The organism is Citrobacter sp. RHBSTW-00944 (assembly GCF_013615435.1).
Lineage (GTDB): Bacteria > Pseudomonadota > Gammaproteobacteria > Enterobacterales > Enterobacteriaceae > Citrobacter > Citrobacter braakii.
This window is the reverse complement of record NZ_CP055418.1, coordinates 4,937,798-4,956,472: the sequence shown is the minus strand read 5'-3', so window position 1 is coordinate 4,956,472 and position 18,675 is coordinate 4,937,798. Positions and strand designations below refer to the sequence as shown.

16 protein-coding genes and 1 tRNA gene are annotated in these 18,675 nt (G+C 51.8%); 10 read left to right on the top strand and 7 right to left on the bottom strand.

The features are described from left to right. Positions 1–88: 88 nt before the first annotated feature. Both HV334_RS24080 and HV334_RS24075 read left to right on the top strand, forming a co-directional pair. Positions 89–331 (top strand): CopG family transcriptional regulator, encoded by a 243-nt coding sequence (locus tag HV334_RS24080; RefSeq protein WP_016155181.1) that lies wholly within the window; start codon positions 89–91, stop codon positions 329–331. After that, positions 331–705 carry a type II toxin-antitoxin system VapC family toxin gene (locus tag HV334_RS24075; protein ID WP_016155182.1) on the top strand — a complete coding sequence of 125 codons (375 nt, stop codon included), beginning with the start codon at positions 331–333 and terminating at the stop codon, positions 703–705. The genes HV334_RS24080 and HV334_RS24075 overlap by 1 nt, the downstream gene beginning before the upstream one ends. A gap of 36 nt (positions 706–741) precedes the next feature. Here HV334_RS24075 and fdhE read toward each other — a convergent pair whose 3' ends face one another. From fdhE to fdnG, 4 genes are read right to left on the bottom strand one after another with little or no spacing between them, the layout of a single operon-like run. Then, positions 742–1,671: a formate dehydrogenase accessory protein FdhE gene (gene fdhE / locus HV334_RS24070; protein ID WP_003028685.1), complete on the bottom strand. Its 930-nt coding sequence runs from the start codon at positions 1,669–1,671 to the stop codon at positions 742–744. After that, the gene (fdoI, locus tag HV334_RS24065; RefSeq protein ID WP_003028686.1) at positions 1,668–2,303 is read right to left on the bottom strand and encodes a formate dehydrogenase cytochrome b556 subunit; all 636 of its coding nucleotides are present in this window, start codon (positions 2,301–2,303) and stop codon (positions 1,668–1,670) included. Before fdoI ends, fdhE begins: the two co-directional genes overlap by 4 nt. Beyond that, the gene (gene fdoH / locus HV334_RS24060; RefSeq protein WP_181220990.1) at positions 2,300–3,202 is read right to left on the bottom strand and encodes a formate dehydrogenase O subunit beta; all 903 of its coding nucleotides are present in this window, start codon (positions 3,200–3,202) and stop codon (positions 2,300–2,302) included. Before fdoH ends, fdoI begins: the two co-directional genes overlap by 4 nt. A gap of 12 nt (positions 3,203–3,214) precedes the next feature. Beyond that, positions 3,215–6,265 carry a formate dehydrogenase-N subunit alpha gene (gene fdnG / locus HV334_RS24055; RefSeq protein WP_087121869.1) on the bottom strand — a complete coding sequence of 1,017 codons (3,051 nt, stop codon included), beginning with the start codon at positions 6,263–6,265 and terminating at the stop codon, positions 3,215–3,217. Positions 6,266–6,459: 194 nt separating this feature from the next. On the opposite strand from fdnG, the gene fdhD reads away from it, so the two are divergent. Together fdhD and HV334_RS24045 are read left to right on the top strand one after the other, a co-directional pair. After that, a complete protein-coding gene (fdhD, locus tag HV334_RS24050) occupies positions 6,460–7,296 on the top strand; it encodes a formate dehydrogenase accessory sulfurtransferase FdhD (RefSeq protein ID WP_049040549.1) in 837 nt (278 codons plus the stop codon). Between the two features lie 128 nt (positions 7,297–7,424). Next, complete coding sequence (locus tag HV334_RS24045) at positions 7,425–7,637, top strand: DUF1471 domain-containing protein (protein WP_003825262.1); 213 nt, start codon at positions 7,425–7,427, stop codon at positions 7,635–7,637. 295 nt (positions 7,638–7,932) lie between these two features. Here HV334_RS24045 and HV334_RS24040 read toward each other — a convergent pair whose 3' ends face one another. Further along, on the bottom strand, positions 7,933–8,913 hold the full coding sequence (locus HV334_RS24040) for an IS5-like element ISKpn26 family transposase (protein ID WP_020899206.1): 981 nt from the start codon (positions 8,911–8,913) through the stop codon (positions 7,933–7,935). Positions 8,914–8,938: 25 nt separating this feature from the next. Between HV334_RS24040 and HV334_RS24035 the strand changes: the two genes are divergently transcribed. Then, complete coding sequence (locus HV334_RS24035; RefSeq protein WP_249415042.1) at positions 8,939–9,451, top strand: hypothetical protein; 513 nt, start codon at positions 8,939–8,941, stop codon at positions 9,449–9,451. Positions 9,452–9,556: 105 nt separating this feature from the next. Next, positions 9,557–10,522 (top strand): 5'-nucleotidase, encoded by a 966-nt coding sequence (locus HV334_RS24030; protein WP_181220989.1) that lies wholly within the window; start codon positions 9,557–9,559, stop codon positions 10,520–10,522. A 47-nt stretch (positions 10,523–10,569) separates the two neighbouring features. Here HV334_RS24030 and HV334_RS24025 read toward each other — a convergent pair whose 3' ends face one another. Next, complete coding sequence (locus HV334_RS24025) at positions 10,570–11,784, bottom strand: integrase arm-type DNA-binding domain-containing protein (protein WP_181220988.1); 1,215 nt, start codon at positions 11,782–11,784, stop codon at positions 10,570–10,572. A 297-nt stretch (positions 11,785–12,081) separates the two neighbouring features. Then, positions 12,082–12,176, bottom strand: a tRNA-Sec gene (locus tag HV334_RS24020). Between the two features lie 290 nt (positions 12,177–12,466). On the opposite strand from HV334_RS24020, the gene HV334_RS24015 reads away from it, so the two are divergent. The 4 genes from HV334_RS24015 (at position 12,467) to HV334_RS24000 (ending at position 18,675) form a co-directional block, all read left to right on the top strand. Next, on the top strand, positions 12,467–13,849 hold the full coding sequence (locus HV334_RS24015; RefSeq protein ID WP_016155017.1) for a glycoside-pentoside-hexuronide family transporter: 1,383 nt from the start codon (positions 12,467–12,469) through the stop codon (positions 13,847–13,849). A 10-nt stretch (positions 13,850–13,859) separates the two neighbouring features. Further along, positions 13,860–16,178 carry an alpha-xylosidase gene (gene yicI, locus HV334_RS24010; protein ID WP_181220987.1) on the top strand — a complete coding sequence of 773 codons (2,319 nt, stop codon included), beginning with the start codon at positions 13,860–13,862 and terminating at the stop codon, positions 16,176–16,178. Positions 16,179–16,624: 446 nt separating this feature from the next. Beyond that, complete coding sequence (locus tag HV334_RS24005; RefSeq protein ID WP_016155015.1) at positions 16,625–18,178, top strand: PRD domain-containing protein; 1,554 nt, start codon at positions 16,625–16,627, stop codon at positions 18,176–18,178. A gap of 26 nt (positions 18,179–18,204) precedes the next feature. Further along, a complete protein-coding gene (locus HV334_RS24000) occupies positions 18,205–18,675 on the top strand; it encodes a fructose PTS transporter subunit IIA (RefSeq protein WP_003842172.1) in 471 nt (156 codons plus the stop codon).

The window sequence follows — 18,675 nt, the reverse complement described above, 5'->3', positions numbered from 1 at the left end:
GTTCGCGTGAAGGCTATTTTCTCGCTTTTCTCGGGTGTATGTTGTGTGGAAATTAATCGCCAATGATATACTGGAGGTATATGTGAGTATGATGGCTGGGATGGATATGGGCAGAATTTTACTCGATTTATCAGACGAAGTGATCAAACGTCTTGATGATCTCAAGGTGCAGCGTAATCTGCCGCGGGCCGAGCTTTTGCGGGAGGCTGTTGAACAGTATCTTGAGAGGCAGGATCAAGCTGAAACGACAATTTCACGTGCTCTTGGGCTATGGCAAGGTTGTGAGGAAGATGGCGTTGATTATCAGCGTAAACTCCGTGAGGAATGGTAATGGTCACAGGATCTGCGCTTTTTGATACCAACATCCTCATCGACCTGTTTAGCGGGCGAAGTGAAGCAAAACTAGCGATAGAAACATGGCCGCCGCAGAACGCAATCAGCCTCATTACATGGATGGAGTTGATGGTGGGAGCAAAAAAATATCATCAGGAATCTCGCACACGCGTTGCGCTAGGCGCTTTTAATGTGATCGGTGTTTCACAGGATATTGCTGAACGAAGCGTGAGTATCAGGCAGGAATATGGGATGAAATTGCCGGATGCCATCATTTTGGCCACTGCGCAGATTCATCGTCTTACACTGGTTACGCGTAATACCAGGGATTTTGCAGGCATATCCGGCGTGGTCACACCGTATACGTTATAACCCGGGCGACCTGCGCCGCCCGGTAGTGCGAAGAACTTACTCCCCTTCACCCGGGAACAGGAACGGGTTGATGGAGCTGCGGGCAAAGCCCTCTTGCTCCATGTGTGCGTCCAGCATCAGTGAAGCGAGATCGTCGGCTACGGCCTCGACTTTCGGGTCTTTTTCCTGATAGAGAATCTTCAGGTAAGTCCCACAATCGCCGCAGCTTTCAGCTTTAATTGCCGCCTGTTCGTTATCCAGCGACCAGTAGTTCAAATCACGGCTCTGCTCACAGTTGCTGCACTTCACGCGCACCACGTGCCACTCAGTTTCGCACAGGTTGCAGTGCAAATAGCGCAGCCCCTGAGTGGTACCGATTTGCACCATGCTGGATACCGGCATTGAACCACACACCGGGCAGTACTGACGCTGTTCGCCGTATTCCGCACGGGCTTTGCCGGGGATCAGGCTCGCCATCTGCGCCCAGTAGAGCGACAGGGCAGCCCAAATGAACGGTGCTTTGTCGCTGCTGACGGAGGCGAAATCGGAGGCAAACAGCGCGCTGGCCATCAGTTCCAGCTCCTGCTCCGAGGCTTTTTCCAGATTCTCGATCACGGCCAGCGCAGGGCCGCTCATTTCCGGCTTCAGCTCAGCAATTAGCGATTGCAGCAGTTTTTGCCAGTGCTTGTCGCGTGGCAGAACGTGGATATCCAGTGGCGGTTTGCCCTGATCGTTCGCTTCTTTGATGCGAGCGGTCAGATCCATCTGCAGCGGATGGTCGTACAACACCACTTCCTGCGCGTGAGCGATCAGCGCGGCAAAACGCAGGTAATCACCCAGCGGGTTGTTCTCGGCCAGCTCGCGCAGACGTTCAGCGCGGCGGTTATACAAATTTTTGAGTCTGGGGAATAATAACGGCGGAATCATATCCGCCGTGCGTTTCTCGCTCTTCTCCAGCTCATCTTGCGGGATTATGCGAATACTCATTCAGATGACTTTTCCTGTTTCTGGCGGACTTCACGGTACCAGCGCGGGTGATGTTTCTTCGCCCATGAGCTGGTAACCCATCCTTCCACCATCGCGGTAATGGTGCCTTTCACCCAAAGGGCGGCGTAAATGTGCACCATGATAACCACAATTAACGCTACTGCGGCAAATGAATGCAGCATTAACGCGAATCGGATCACCGGGATTGAGAAAGCAGGCGCAAAATACGGACGCCAGATGACCACTCCGCTCACCAGCAACAGGACCAGGAAGATAATCGCCGCCCAGAATACGCATTTCTGGCCGAAGTTATAACGTCCCGTGTCACCTACTTCCTCGTTGACGACAATCTTACGAATATTCTTCGCCCAAAAGATATCATCCCGATTGATTAGATTGTGGTGCCAGTAACGGAAAAACATGATGATAAACGAGGCAAACATGATCACGCCGACAAACGGGTGCACAATTCGCGCCAGTTGCGGCGTGCCCATGATGTGCATCAGCCAGTTAAAAGACGGGAAGAGAAAACCCATCCCGCTCACTGCCGCCAGAATGAAACAGAAGGCGGTGATCCAGTGGTTGATGCGTTCCGGCGCCGTGTAGCGCACGATGGTGTCACGTCGTTTCATTTGCGCACCTCGTCTTTTTCTTCATGCAGATTGTCTTCTTCCTCTTCCGCACGGTTCGGGCCTACGCCGACGTAGTGGAAGATACTGGCCGCAAATGTCGCTGCAAAGCCGACGGCTGCGAGAGGTTTCCAGATGCCTTTCCAGAACTTCACGGTGGCGCTGATTTCCGGGTTCTCCGGCAGACTGTGGTACAGATTCGGCTTGTCCGCATGGTGCAATACGTACATCACGTGCGTACCGCCAACGCCTGCCGGATCGTACAGACCCGCGTTTTCGTAACCACGCGTTTTCAGCTCCGCCACGCGCTCACCGGCCAGCGTTTTCATCGACTCTTTAGTGCCGAAATGAATAGCGCCGGTTGGACACGTTTTCACGCAGGCTGGTTCTTGTCCGACCACTACACGGTCAACGCACAGCGTACATTTGTAAACGCGGTTGTCTTCCGGGTTGAGGCGCGGCACGTCGAACGGGCAGCCCGCGATACAGTAGCCACAGCCGATGCACTGCTCGGACTGGAAGTCGACGATACCGTTGGCATACTGAATGATTGCTCCTTCGGCCGGACACGCCTTCAGGCAGCCCGGATCGGCGCAGTGCATACAGCCATCCTTGCGGATTAGCCACTCCAGTTTGTCGTTTTGTTCCACTTCCGAGAAGCGCATTACCGTCCAGGATTTAGCGGTCAAATCAGCCGGGTTGTCGTACACTCCAACGTTGTTGCCCACTTCATCACGGATGTCGTTCCATTCTGAACACGCCACCTGACACGCTTTACAGCCGATACAGGTGGTGACGTCGATAAGCTTCGCCACCTCTTCCTGATGGTCCCGCGCCTGAGGCGCGGGGGTGAAACCGTTAGTGGCGGAACGACGAATGATGTCTTGCGATTGATAAGCCATAGGTCGTCTCCGTTACACCTTTTCCACGTTCACGAGGAAGGACTTAAATTCCGGCGTCTGCGTGTTCGCATCACCGACGAATGGCGTTAACGTGTTAGCGATAAAGCCTTTTTTCGCCACACCTTCGTAGCCCCAGTGAATCGGGATTCCGATAGTGTCGATATCCTGACCGTTGGCCTTCAACGTGCGAATACGTTTGGTCACCACCGCTTTGGCTTTAATGTAGCCACGGTTAGAGGAGACTTTGACGGTATCGCCATGAGAGATACCGAGCTTATTCGCCAGCTTCTCGCCAATTTCCACAAACTGCTCCGGCTGGGCGATAGCGTTAAGCAGCGCATGCTTAGTCCAGTAGTGGAAGTGCTCGGTCAGACGGTAGGTCGTACCGACGTACGGGAACTTATCCGCTTTACCCAGTGCTTCCGCGTCACCTTTAAAGATACGTGCGGCAGGGTTAGAGATAACGTTCGGGTGCAGCGGGTTAGTCCCCAGCGGCGTTTCAAACGGCTCGTAGTGTTCCGGGAACGGACCTTCTGCCATCTTATCGATAGCAAACAGGCGTCCCATCCCTTCCGGCTGCATGATGAACGGCCCAACGTTGCTGCCCGGCGCGGCGGCACTGTAGTCTGGAATATCCATCCCGCTCCATTTCGCCCCGTCCCATTTCAGGATCTGACGTTTTGGATCCCACGGATTCCCCTGCGGGTCAGCGGAGGCGCGGTTATACAGAATGCGGCGGTTGAGCGGCCACGCCCATGCCCAGCCCAGCGTATTGCCAAGGCCTGACGGATCGGCGTTATCGCGACGTGCCATTTGGTTGCCTTCCGGCGTCCAGCTACCGGCAAAAATCCAGCAGCCGCTGGAGGTGGTACCGTCGTCACGCAGTTGGGCGAACGAGCTAAGCTGTTGGCCTTTCTTGACGATAACGGCACCGGTGGCCGGGTCGGTAATGTCGGCCAGGGCTTTACCGTTGCTCTCCATCGCCACTTCTTCCGAAGCCGGTTCGTGTGGGGTGGAGTAGTTCCAGGTCATGCTCAGTACCTGTTCCGGGTTCGCGCCACCCTGTTCGGCATACATCTTGCGCAGACGCAGGAAGATACCGGCGAGGATTTCACCATCGGTAACGGCAATCCCCGGGGCATCCGCACCTTTCCAGTGCCACTGCAGCCAGCGACCGGAGTTGACGATAGAACCGTTCTCTTCGGCGAAGCAGGTGGACGGCAGACGGAATACTTCGGTCTGGATTTTCGACGGGTCAACATCGTTCGACTCACCGTGGTTCTGCCAGAAGGTGGAGGTCTCTGTGTTGAGCGGGTCGATGGTGACCAGGAACTTCAGTTTGGATAGCGAAGCCACCACCTTGTTTTTATTCGGGAATGATGCGACCGGGTTAAAGCCCTGGCAGATATAGCCATTCACTTTGCCCTGGTTCATCATCTCGAAGTACTGCAGGACGTCGTACCCTTTATCCCACTTCGGCAGCCAGTCGAAGCCCCAGCTGTTTTCCGCTGTCGCTTTATCGCCAAAGAAGGCTTTCATCATCGAAACGAAGAATTTCGGGTAGTTGCCCCAGTAGTTCACCTGGCCTTCCAGCAACGGTTTTGGCGTGTTGGCGGCAAGGTAAGTTTGCAGGTCAGTTTGCTTCTCGCTTGGCAGCGTCATATAGCCCGGCAGGCTTTGTGACAGCAGACCTAAGTCGGTCAGACCCTGAATGTTAGAGTGTCCGCGCAGGGCGTTAACGCCGCCGCCTGCCATCCCCATATTACCCAGCAGCAACTGGATCATCGCCATGGTACGGATGTTCTGCGCACCAACGGAGTGTTGCGTCCAGCCCAGTGCGTACAGGAACGACGCGGTTTTATCTGGGCGGCTTGTTTCTGCGATGTACTCACAGACCTTCAGGAAGTCGGCCTTTGGCGTACCGCAGATATTTTCTACGACGTCCGGCGTGTAGCGGGAGACGTGCTGTTTCAGCAGGTTCCATACGCAGCGCGGGTGTTGCAGGGTGACATCGCGTTTGGCGAAGCCTTTTTCATCCAGTTCGTAGTTCCAACTGGTTTTGTCATACTTGCGTTTGTCCGCGTCGTAGCCGGTAAACAGGCCATCTTCGAAACCGTAATCCTCACGCACGATCAGGCTGGCGTTGGTATAGGCTTCAGTGTATTCGCGGTTGAATTTTTCGTTGTTCAGCAGGTACAGCAAAACGCCTGACAGGAAAGCAATGTCAGTACCGGAACGAATCGGAGCATAGAAATCAGCCACCGCCGCGGTTCGCGTAAAGCGCGGATCGATAACAATCAGCTTCGCGCCGTTGTGAATTTTGGCTTCCATCGCCCAGCGGAACCCGACCGGGTGAGCTTCAGCGGCGTTACCGCCCATCACCACAACGAGGTTGGCGTTTTTAATGTCGACCCAGTGGTTGGTCATCGCACCGCGACCAAATGTTGGAGCAAGACTTGCTACCGTTGGTCCGTGTCAGACGCGTGCCTGGTTGTCGACCGCGAGCATACCAAGCGCGCGGGAGAATTTTTGTGTTAAATAGCCGGTTTCGTTACTGGAAGCGGAAGCACACAGCATCCCGGTGGAAAGCCAGCGGTTAACGGTTACGCCTTCGGCGTTTTGTGCAACGTAGTTAGCGTCGCGGTCTTCTTTCATCAGCTTAGCGATGCGGTCAAATGCCTCATCCCAGCTAATCTGTTGCCACTTATCAGAGCCAGGTGCGCGGTATTCCGGGAATTTCAGGCGGCTTTCAGAGTGGATGAAGTCCACAAGTCCTGCCCCTTTCGGGCACAGTGCGCCACGGTTCACCGGGTGATCCGGGTCCCCTTCGATATGGAAGATGGATGCTTTGGCGTTTTTTGCTCCGTCACCGAGACTGTACATTAACAGTCCACAGCCAACGGAACAGTAAGTGCAGGTGTTACGGGTTTCGCGGGTGCGCAGCAATTTATATTGCCGTGTTTCCGCTAGCGCTACGCCGGGTGCAAAGCCCAGTGCCGCTGCCGTGGTGCCTGCCATACCGCCAGCGCAGATCTTAAAGAACTGCCTTCTGCTGACCTGCATGGTTCGCTCCTTGTTTCGACATTGTCACGTTCCCTTCGTTTTCCTATAACGCGAACGCGAGGGAAGTGGTTGTTATTTTTCTTTGCGGACGGGACCGCAAAGGTCCAGAATTGGGTGAATTTCCCTCCGTCCAGGAGGGATTTGTAAAGAATACCACAATGTTGGTATGCGTGTTCCAATACGGTTAAAAGAAAGTGAATAAGATTATTCAAGAAAACATCAAGAATGTGACATCTCCGACAGGATCTCGTCAGTTGACCCTCTGGAAGCGCGAGGACTTGCAACATCCTCAGCCAGATGAGGTAGCTGAAGAAGTGCCTGTGGCACTGGTATACAACGGGATTTCACACGTGGTGATGATGGCATCACCGAAAGATCTTGAGCACTTCGCGATGGGTTTTTCACTTTCTGAAGGCATTATTGAGTCCTCGCAAGATATTTACGGGATGGACGTGGTGCCTTCCTGCAACGGATTAGAAGTGCAGGTTGAGCTGTCCAGTCGGCGCTTTATGGGGCTGAAAGAGCGTCGTCGCGCACTGGCCGGTCGGACTGGCTGCGGTGTTTGTGGCGTGGAGCAACTTAATGATATTGGCAAACCGGTCCAGCCGCTGCCGTTTACCCAGACATTCAATCTGGCGCATCTTGATAACGCCTTAAGGCATCTCCCTGATTTCCAGCCTGTTGGGCAACTGACAGGCTGCACGCACGCGGCTGCCTGGGTACAGCCGTCAGGTCATCTGGCGGGCGGACATGAAGATGTTGGACGTCATGTTGCGCTGGATAAACTGCTGGGACGACGTGCGATCGAAGGGGAAACCTGGCAGCAGGGCGCGGTATTAGTCTCCAGCCGCGCCAGCTACGAGATGGTGCAGAAGTCGGCAATGTGCGGCGTGGAAATCCTGTTTGCTGTTTCTGCGGCGACAACGCTCGCTGTTGAAGTTGCCGAACGCTGTAACCTGACGCTGGTGGGTTTTTGCAAACCGGGCAGGGCGACGATTTATACACATCCCGAGCGTCTGATAACTGAGTAACCAGTGTTCAATTAATTTGAATAAGACTGGCAAATCCTTCCGCTTTTAGTTGTGCGATGAGATGGCTATTATTTATCACATCAAGGCACGGTGCCTTAATCAAACAACTAAGTTAAAGGGTTTATATCATGAAAAGCATCAAAACTTTTGTCGCAGTTATCGCTCTGGCTACTTCTTTCGGTTCTTTCGCTGCTCAGACAGTTACCGCAACAGGTTCTACACTGGAAAGCGCTGAAGCAAAAATTGCCGCTCAGGCTGAACGTGCAGGTGCCAGCGATTATAAAATCACTCAGGCATACACCGGCAACCGCGTGCACATGACCGCTGAACTGCTGAAATAAAATACCTCAGTACTGTCGAAAGAGCGCCCTTGAGGCGCTTTTTTTGTGTCTTTTACAGGCCGACAAACCATGTGTAATTTTTTGATATTGTGAGTGTTGTGGCCGGACGAAGCATTAGTCGCCCGGCAAAATGTAGCACAATAGCTAAGGAAGGTGCGAATAAGTAGGTCATTTCTTCCCAAGCTGACTCGCTGATTAAAATTTCGCGGATCTGGGCCGATTTTTTTCCCGCAAACACATCGAATCAGCCTATTTAGGCTATTTTTTCCACCATTTCTGGCGTTATTTCCGGTTTTTACTGAGATCTCTCCCACTGACGTATCATTTGGTCCACCCGAAACAGGTTGGCCAGGGTGAATAACATCGCCAGTTGGTTATCGTTTTTCAGCAGCCCCTTGTATCTGGCTTTCACGAAGCCGAACTGCCGCTTGATGATGCGAAACGGGTGCTCCCCCCTGGCACGGATGCTGGCTTTCATGTATTCGATGTTGATGGCCGTTTTGTTCTTGCGCGGATGCTGCTTCAAGGTTTTTACCCTGCCGGGACGCTCGGCGATCAGCCAGTCCACATCCACCTCGGCCAGCTCCTCGCGCTGTGGCGCTCCTTGGTAGCCGGCATCGGCTGAGACAAATTGCTCCTCTCCATGAAGCAGATTACCCAGCTGATTGAGGTCATGCTCGTTGGCCGCGGTGGTGACTAGGCTGTGGGTCAGGCCACTCTTGGCATCGACACCAATGTGGGCCTTCATGCCAAAGTGCCACTGATTGCCTTTCTTGGTCTGATGCATCTCCGGATCGCGTTGCTGCTCTTTGTTCTTGGTAGAGCTGGGTGCCTCAATGATGGTGGCATCCACCAAAGTGCCTTGGGTCATCATGACGCCTGCTTCGGCCAGCCAGCGATTGATGGTCTTGAACAATTGACGGGCCAGTTGATGCTGCTCGAGCAGGTGGCGGAAATTCATGATGGTGGTGCGATCCGGCAGGGCGCTATCCAGGGATAATCGGGCAAACAGGCGCATGGAGGCGATTTCGTACAGGGCATCTTCCATGGCACCGTCGCTCAGGTTGTACCAATGCTGCATGCAGTGAATACGCAGCATGGTCTCCAGCGGATAGGGCCGTCGGCCATTGCCCGCCTTGGGATAAAACGGCTCGATGACAGCGGTCATATTCTGCCATGGCAGAATCTGCTCCATGCGGGAGAGGAAAATCTCTTTTCGGGTCTGACGGCGCTTAGTGCTGAATTCACTATCGGCGAAGGTGAGTTGATGGCTCATGATGTCCCTCTGGGATGCGCTCCGGATGAATATGATGATCTCATATCAGGAACTTGTTCGCACCTTCCCTAACTTAACGCCAATGTGTAATGAATGTCAGCAGAATAAAAGCTCTGATTACTTTGATGAGAATGGGAATAAGATTTACATACATCCTTACTTTGATCCTATTGAACAAGTTAATTTAAGCATTGATATAGAGGAGCCCTATGCAACTCCAACATTCAGGTTATCTATTTTTGAGGATGAAAATGGTAATGAGTTTTATGGATTATTAAGGCGACATATCAATGGCGTTAAATTTCTCGAGCGATTTGATGAATTTTGTAGAAATGAATATATGGCATTATTGCGTACAATATCATTAGAACGCCAAGATGCTGATCCTGACAAAGCATCAAGAATAATTTGTCGATTTAAACGGCAATATGAGAATCAGTCTCCAAATAGATGGGAAGCTATTTTTTACCGAGGGATTTTAAACAATGCAGGTCTCCTTGACTATCTAGATAACGAGGATTTGCCTGATTTTACATAACGTCTAAACTGTTCATGCAAAAATATATTAACAATGATTTTGCGATGAGAAGATCAAGAGGAAAGCATATACTATCTTTACATCATGATTTTTAGGACAGTAACCATGCCTTTAGATTTAAGTAATACTTTAGTTATTGGCATTAGCGCAACGGCGCTTTTTGACATGAGCGAATCCGATCGCATGTTTCGCGAAACTTATGCGACCGATCCCGATAGTGCTATCGAAAAGTATCGTGACTATATGCTGGAGCACGAAAACCAGCCTTTACAGCCTGGTACAGGTTATCCCTTAGTCAAAGCACTTCTGGGGCTCAACCAGTATCGTCAACCGGATGATAAATCACCGTTGGTTGAAGTCGTTGTTATGTCGCGTAACAGTCCTGATACAGGTATCCGTGTTCTAAATACCATTCGTCATGACAAACTCGATATCACACGCTCTGCTTTTACTGCAGGCGAAACCGTTGCTGATTACCTTGATGCCTTTGATGTCGATTTGTTTTTAACGACTAACGTCGAAGATGCACAAAAGGTTATTGATTCTCGATTCTGCGCCGCTGCAATCCTCAAAGAGCCTCCCTCCGACGCCTCCGATATCCCAGAAGGGCAGGTCCGCATTGCGTTTGACGGTGATGCCGTGCTTTTCTCTGATGAAAGTGAGTTAGTTTATAAGACTCAAGGGATGGCTGCTTTTCATGCGCTGGAGGATGCACAGCAAGATATCCCAATGGCTGAAGGTCCATATGCCACTTTGCTAAAAAAAATAGCCAAGCTTCAGGAGCGACTACCGACAAGAGTTGAGTATTCCCCTGTCCGTATTGCACTGGTGACCGCCCGAAACAGCCCATCGGAAATGCGCGTCATTAAAACACTGAGAAGTTGGGGGGTATATGTTGATGAGGCTTTTTTTCTTGGCGGGGTAGAGAAAACAAAAGTATTAAAAGCGTTTAAACCGCATATTTTCTTTGATGACCAGGATGTGCATTTGATTGCTGCCGCAAAGGTGGTGCCTTCCGGTAAAGTACCTTATGCCAGCAATTCAGAGCTTTTTGAAAACAAAGTGTCATGAGACTAGAAAAATAGCCATCTTTACCGCTGGATGGCTATTTAATTAATTTATGCTGTTTTCCCAAACGTCCCTTCTATAACAGCCCCACCTTTCTCCAGCTCACCAATATAATCCGCATACCACTGCATCATTTCCCTACGCCCATCAAGATACTGCGCATGGTTATACGTCCCGCGAATCGCGTTCTTATCGACGTGCGCAAGCTGCGTTTCAATCCACGCTGAGTTAAAGCCCTGCTCATGCAGAATAGTGCTCATTGTGTGGCGGAAACCATGCCCTGTCAGCCTGCCTTTATACCCCAGTAACTCAATGACCTGGTTAATGCTTTCCTTGCTGATTGGCTTGCGGGGATCGTTCCTGCCGATAAAGACCAGAGGGTGATGCCTTGAGATCGGTTCAAGCTGTGTAAACAGTGCAATGACCTGCTCTGAGAGTGGCACAATATGGGGCCGCTTCATCTTCATCACTTCTGCCGGGATCTCCCACAATTTCTTCTCAAAATCGATATCCTCCCAGCGTGCAAAACGTAGTTCTTGCGTGCGCACGCCGGTCAACATAATGATCTGTGTGGCGGTTTTGGTGATAACACTTCCAGTGTATCCGGCCAGATCTTTAAGGAAATGTGGTAACTCTTCGACTGTGAGGAACGGGAAATGTGTTTTCTTAGGGGTAGCCAGAGCTGTAGCAAGATCTGACACAGGGTTATATTCAGCTCTCCCGGTAACGATGGCGTAACGGTAGACTTCATTACAACGCTGGCGGACTTTGCGCATTTTCTCTAAAGCGCCGCGCTTTTCAAGGCGACGGAGGATCTCAAGCCAGTCCATCGGCTTAATATCGACGATAGGGCGTCTTCCCGTATGAGGGAAGATATCTTTCTCGAAGGTGTCGATGATTTCATCACGGTAGCGTAATGACCAGCGATCGGCTTTCGTCTGATGCCATTCGCGGGCAATGGCCTCGAACGTATTCTTTTGGCTCATTTGCTGGGCGATTTTTTCTTCTTTCTTTACTTCACCCGGATCGCCGCCAGCCGCAATAATTTTTCTAGCTTCACTACGTTTTTCACGTGCATCGGCCAGTGAAACATCAGGGTATACGCCAATGGAGAGCATCTTTTCTTTACTGGCAAAGCGGTATTTCATTCGCCAGTATTTGGAACCATTAGCGTTAATCAGCAGATACATGCCGCCGCCATCGGTCAGCTTATAGGGCTTATCTTTTGGCTTCGCGGTTTTCACTTTAACATCGGTTAGCGCCATTACATCCTCCGGCTATTTGATGAATCCATCCTCCAGGGGATTTCCGCCAGTGACTAACCTGATACCCCCAATGCAACCCTTGTATAACAAAGGTATCGTTAAAACCCTTTGTTATATATCACATTTTTACCATTATGGGGGTGCTGATATTATAAAGGAAAATAACACCCCCTAATGTACCCCCAAATAGGACTTGATGCCGATTACCTTCAGGCGACAATGGTGGGATTATTTCTCTTGTTTTATCAGATGTTTCAGGGGTTTTATTGACATGAAGGGGGTTCAGGAGAGGCAAATTGGCGGAAGATCACAGGAGTCGAACCTGCCCGGGAACGCTGGCGTCCCCAACTGGATTTGAAGTCCAGCCACCTCACCGGAGATGACGATCTTCCGCGCCTCGATTGCTACATGGAGGCGGGGCGCATTATAGCTACTTCCAAACGTTTCCACACCCCCTCACTCACTTTTTTAACTTCCGTTTCTCTATACCATGACCAGTTTCAAATAAATCCCCGCAAAATCCATTACTTACACTTAGACACATTTTTAGACGCTACGCTGATCACAGAAAACAAGAATCGTAATTTGATAACGAGATATCGGAATACCCGCGCTCACAGGGATGGTTTACAAGAACTGTAACCGGTATCAGGGCGTGTGAAAGTGCTAACAAGGATGCGTAATGAAAAGTGAGATTCTGTCTGTTAAAGAGAAGATTGGCTACGGAATGGGCGATGCGGCTAGCCACATTATCTTCGATAACGTCATGTTATATATGATGTTCTTCTATACCGATATTTTTGGTATCCCAGCCGGATTTGTCGGCACCATGTTCTTACTGGCCCGCGCGCTGGATGCCATCTCAGACCCTTGCATGGGGCTGCTGGCCGACCGTACCCGTTCGCGCTGGGGGAAATTCCGTCCGTGGGTGCTGTTCGGCGCACTGCCGTTTGGTCTGGTTTGCGTGCTGGCCTACAGCACGCCGGATCTCAGCCTGAACGGCAAAATGATTTATGCCGCAATCACCTACACGCTGCTGACCCTGCTTTATACCGTGGTCAATATTCCCTACTGCGCGCTGGGCGGCGTGATCACTAATGACCCTACGCAGCGTATCTCCCTGCAATCATGGCGCTTTGTGCTGGCGACGGCGGGCGGCATGCTCTCCACCGTGCTGATGATGCCGCTGGTGAATCTGATTGGTGGCGAGGATAAAGCGTTCGGCTTTCAAGGCGGGATTGCGGTGCTCTCCGTGGTGGCGTTCCTGATGCTGGCGTTCTGCTTCTTCACTACCAAAGAACGCGTGGAAGCGCCGCCGAGCACCACCTCTATGCGTGAAGACCTGCGCGATATCTGGCAAAACGACCAATGGCGCATCGTCGGCCTGCTGACCATCCTCAATATTCTGGCCGTCTGCGTTCGTGGCGGCGCGATGATGTATTACGTCACCTGGATTTTGGGTAAGCCGGAGGTGTTTGTCGCCTTTCTCACCGCCTATTGCGTCGGCAACCTGATCGGCTCTGCGCTGGCAAAACCGCTGACCGACTGGAAATGCAAAGTCAGCGTCTTCTGGTGGACCAACGCTGCGCTGGCGGTGGCGAGCCTGGCGATGTTCTTTGTGCCGATGCACGCCAGCATCACCATGTTTATCTTTATTTTTGTCATTGGTGTACTGCACCAGCTCGTTACGCCAATCCAGTGGGTAATGATGTCCGACACCGTTGATTACGGCGAATGGTGCAACGGTAAACGCCTGACGGGGATCAGCTTTGCGGGCACGTTGTTCGTGCTCAAGCTGGGTCTGGCGCTCGGTGGGGCGCTGATCGGCTGGATGCTGGCGGGCGGTGGCTACGACGCCGCCGCGAAAACCCAGAACAGCGCCACCATTAGCATCATCATCGCCCTGTTCACCATTGTCCCGGCGATTTGTTACCTGCTGAGTGCCGTGATTGCCAAACGCTTCTATACCCTGAAAACGCCGTATCTGACGGAAATTATGAGTCAGCTGGCTCAGGGCGCGCGCCGCAACCAGCAGGATTTCACGACGAAAGAATTACAGAACTAAGGAACTGACGATGAAAATTAGCGATGGAAACTGGCTGACCCAACCTGGCCTGAATTTAATACACCCAATTCAGGTGTTCGACGTTGAACAGCAGGGTAATGAGATGATTGTCTACGTTGCGCCGCGCGACGTGCGTGAACGTACCTGGCAACTGGATACCCCACTCTTCACCTTACGCTTTTTCTCGCCGCAGGAAGGGGTGGTGGGCGTACGTATGGAGCACTTCCAGGGCGCGCTGGATACCGGCCCGCATTACCCGCTGAACGTGTTGCAGGACGTCAATGTTGAGATGCGAAACACCGCTGAATTTGCCGAACTGAAGAGCGGCAATCTGAGCGTTCGGGTGACCAAAGGTGAGTTCTGGTCGCTGGATTTCCTGCGTAATGGTGAACGTATTACCGGCAGTCAGCTAAAGAATAGCGGTTACGTGCAGGATACCCACAGCGGGCGTAACTATATGTTTGAGCGTCTGGATTTGGGCGTGGGGGAAACGGTGTACGGGCTGGGGGAGCGTTTTACCGCGTTGGTACGTAACGGCCAGACGGTGGAAACCTGGAACCGCGATGGCGGTACCAGTACCGAGCAGTCTTACAAGAATATCCCGTTTTATATCACCAACCGCGGCTACGGAGTGCTGGTGAACCATCCGCAGTGCGTGTCGTTTGAAATCGGCTCTGAGAAAGTGTCGAAAGTGCAGTTCAGCGTTGAAAGCGAGTATCTGGAATATTTCGTCATCGACGGCCCAACGCCGAAGGCGGTGCTGGATCGCTATACCCGCTTTACAGGCCGTCCGGCGCTGCCGCCAGCCTGGTCGTTCGGTCTGTGGCTAACCACGTCATTCACCACCAATTACGATGAAGCGACGGTGAACAGCTTTATCGACGGCATGGCCGAGCGCAATCTGCCGCTGCACGTCTTTCACTTCGACTGTTTCTGGATGAAGGCCTTCCAGTGGTGCGACTTTGAGTGGGACCCGGTGACCTTCCCGGACCCGGAAGGCATGATCCGCCGCCTGAAAGAGAAAGGGCTGAAGGTGTGCGTATGGATAAACCCCTACATCGGTCAGAAATCCCCGCTGTTCAATGAACTGAAAGCGAAAGGGTATCTGCTCAAGCGGCCGGACGGTTCCCTGTGGCAATGGGATAAATGGCAGCCGGGCCTGGCGATTTATGACTTCACTAATCCACAAGCCTGCGAGTGGTATGCCAACAAGCTGAAAGGTCTGGTGGATATCGGCGTTGACTGCTTCAAAACTGACTTTGGCGAACGCATCCCCACGGATGTGCAGTGGTTTGACGGTGCCGATCCGCAGAAGATGCACAACCATTATGCGTACATCTACAACGAACTGGTGTGGAACGTGCTGAAAGAAACCGTTGGTGAAGAAGAGGCGGTGCTGTTTGCTCGTTCGGCCTCCGTGGGCGCACAGCAGTTTCCGGTGCACTGGGGCGGCGACTGCTACGCCAACTATGAATCGATGGCGGAAAGCCTGCGCGGTGGCTTGTCTATTGGCCTGTCCGGCTTTGGCTTCTGGAGCCACGATATCGGCGGCTTTGAGAATACCGCTCCGGCGCACGTCTACAAGCGCTGGTGTGCGTTTGGGCTGCTCTCCAGTCACAGCCGCCTGCATGGCAGTAAATCCTACCGTGTGCCATGGGCGTACGATGACGAATCCTGCGATGTGGTGCGCTACTTCACCGAACAGAAATGCCGCATGATGCCGTACCTGTATCGTGAAGCAGCGCGCGCTAATGCGCAGGGCACCCCGATGATGCGCGCGATGATGCTGGAGTTCCCGGACGATCCGGCGTGTGATTATCTCGACCGCCAGTACATGCTGGGCGATAGCGTGATGGTCGCGCCGGTGTTTAGCGAGGCGGGCGATGTGCAGTTCTATCTGCCGGAAGGACGCTGGACGCATCTGTGGCGTAATGATGAGGTGTCCGGCAGCCGCTGGCATAAGCAGCAGCATGACTTCCTGAGTCTGCCGGTTTATGTGCGTGACAATACCCTGCTGGCGTTGGGTAGCAATAACCAGAAGCCGGACTACGCCTGGCACGAAGGGACAGCGTTCCAGCTGTTCCATCTGCAGGAGGGGCGGGAAGCACTCTGTGAAGTTCCGGCTGCTGACGGCTCGGTTATCTTCACGCTGAAGGGGACGCGTGTAGGTAATACCATCACCGTGCAAGGTAGTGGAGATGCGCGTAACTGGACGCTGTGCCTGCGTAATATTCCACAGGTTAGCGGTGTGAAGGGCGGTTCATCTGCGGGCAGCGAGTGGGGAACGGTTGTCACGCCGGATGAAGATGTGTTGACGATAACCCTGTAAGCGAATCTGAACGTGGTGCCGGATACGTCTTATCCGGCCCACGCCGCGAGCAGCGTTCCAGATCTGAAAATCAAAAACATCCAGACTTTAATTTTTACCTCCCCATATTTGCGAGCGGTATCACTCTGATTCCCGCGAAAAATGTGATCTGCGCCGTAAATATCTCACTATTTCCTCTTTTTGTCTTATTTCTGTCCGGAATACAGGACACGATTTAGTATTGTTGGCGCATCGTAGTCCTCTTATATTTATCATCACGGATTACACGTGGAGCATAAATGCTTCTTTATTACCTAAATAATTCGAGTTGCAGGAAGGCGGCGACGCAGCGAATCCCCTGAGCGTACATAAGTACGTGACAGGGGTGAGCGAGGAAAGCCAACGCACATGCAGCTTGAAGTATGACGGGTATAGATATTTAATCTGGTATGTAATAAGGGTAAATAATGCAAATGATTACCTCGCGACAAAACAGATTATTAAAGTTTCTTCTGTCCCGGAAGGAATATGTTACGCTGCTAAAAATTGCCGAATATTTATCTGTTTCAGAGAAGACCGTCCAGCGCGATCTGCGGTTACTGGAACAATGGTTATCAGAATGGAAAATATCTATCGATAAACGTGCCGGTGCGGGCGTGATATTAAGTGCCGATAACATTACTGACCTTTTATATCTGGATCAGTTATTAGGGTCGGAGGGTGATGATGCTGACGGCATGATGAATAATTCACGGCGGGTTAAGATAGCCTCGCAATTATTAAGTGAAACGCCGCATGAAACATCGATCAATAAATTATCCGAACGTTATTTTATTAGTAGTGCATCGATTGTTAACGATCTGAAAGTGATTGAATCGTGGATTACCCCGCTGGGCCTGTCGCTGATTCGCAGCCAGAGCGGCACACACATTGAAGGCAGTGAGAGCGGGGTGCGCCAGGCGATGGCGTCGCTGATTAACGGTGTGATTAACCATAATGAACCGGGAAGCGTGATTTATTCACGACTTGATCCGGGCAGTTATAAAGCGTTAGTGCATTACTTCGGCGAAGAAGACGTTTTATTTGTCCAGACGCTGTTGCAGGAAATGGAGAACGATCTGTGCTGGTCGCTGGGAGAGCCTTATTACGTCAATATCTTTACCCATATTCTGATCATGATGTACCGCATTACGCGGGGCAATGCGCTGCCGAGAAAAGAAGAAAGCATCACGTCATGTGATGAGAACATCTTTTCCATTGCCAGTCGCATGATTCAGCATATCGAAAAACGCATTGCCCACCCGCTACCGGAAGACGAAGTCTGGTTTATTTATCAATATATTATCTCCTCCGGTATGGTGATTGAAGAGCATAACGATGTGAGCGTAATTGGCCATATGCACTCCAGCGACGAAGCACGCTTGATTACCCATCGGCTGATTGCCACCTTCGCCGAAATGGTTGACTGCGATCTTAGCCAGGACACTGCGCTGTATGACGGATTGCTGATCCATATTAAGCCGCTGATTAACCGCCTCAACTACCAGATCCGCATTCGTAATCCGCTGCTGGAGGACATTAAAGGCGAGTTGCAGGACGTCTGGCGTCTGACTCAGTGCGCGGTGAATCGGGTGTTTAGCGGCTGGGGCGAGCGGGCTGTGTCGGATGATGAGGTGGGATATTTAACCGTGCATTTTCAGGCCGCGATGGAGCGTCAGATAGCGCGTAAACGTGTGCTGCTGGTTTGCTCAACCGGTATCGGCACCTCTCACTTACTCAAAAGCCGCATTCTGCGCGCCTTTCCGGACTGGACCATCGTCGGCGTGGTGTCGGCAGGCAGCTTGCCCTCCGTCCTGACGGACGATATTGAACTGGTGGTATCGACGATCAATTTACCTGCCGTTGCCATGCCGGTCGTGTATGTCACCGCCTTCTTCAATGATGCGGATATTAAGCGGGTAACAGAAACGGTTATTACGGAAAAATTACATCGGGCGACGTCGCTGGTCGTTGAAAATTAATGTCTGAACTCCATGAGGTATGATTTATGGACATCACGAAAATACTCAATACAAATCGCGTTATTTTGGACATGAAGGCCACAAACAAAACGGAGGTTATTGAGGAACTGACGGATATTCTGCAAAAAGATGGGGCAATTAGCTGCCGGGAAACGTTTATTCAGGATGTCTGGCAGCGTGAATCAGAAGGCTCGACCGGCTTCGAAAATCATATTGCGATTCCGCACGGGAAATCCTCGGCGGTGGTCAATACCACGCTGGCGATTGGGCGTACCCGCCAGGATATTCCCTGGGAAACCCTGGACGGCAGCAACGTGCGCTGCATCATTCTTTTTGCCGTACGCCTTGAAGATCAAAACACTACCCATATTCGTCTGCTTTCGCAGGTTGCTGGCGCGTTGGCGGATGACGACATTATTGAACAACTGTTAGTCGAAAGCAGTCCACAGAAAATTATTGAGCTTTTTAGCCAATATGCTGAATCCAATGTCTGCTAA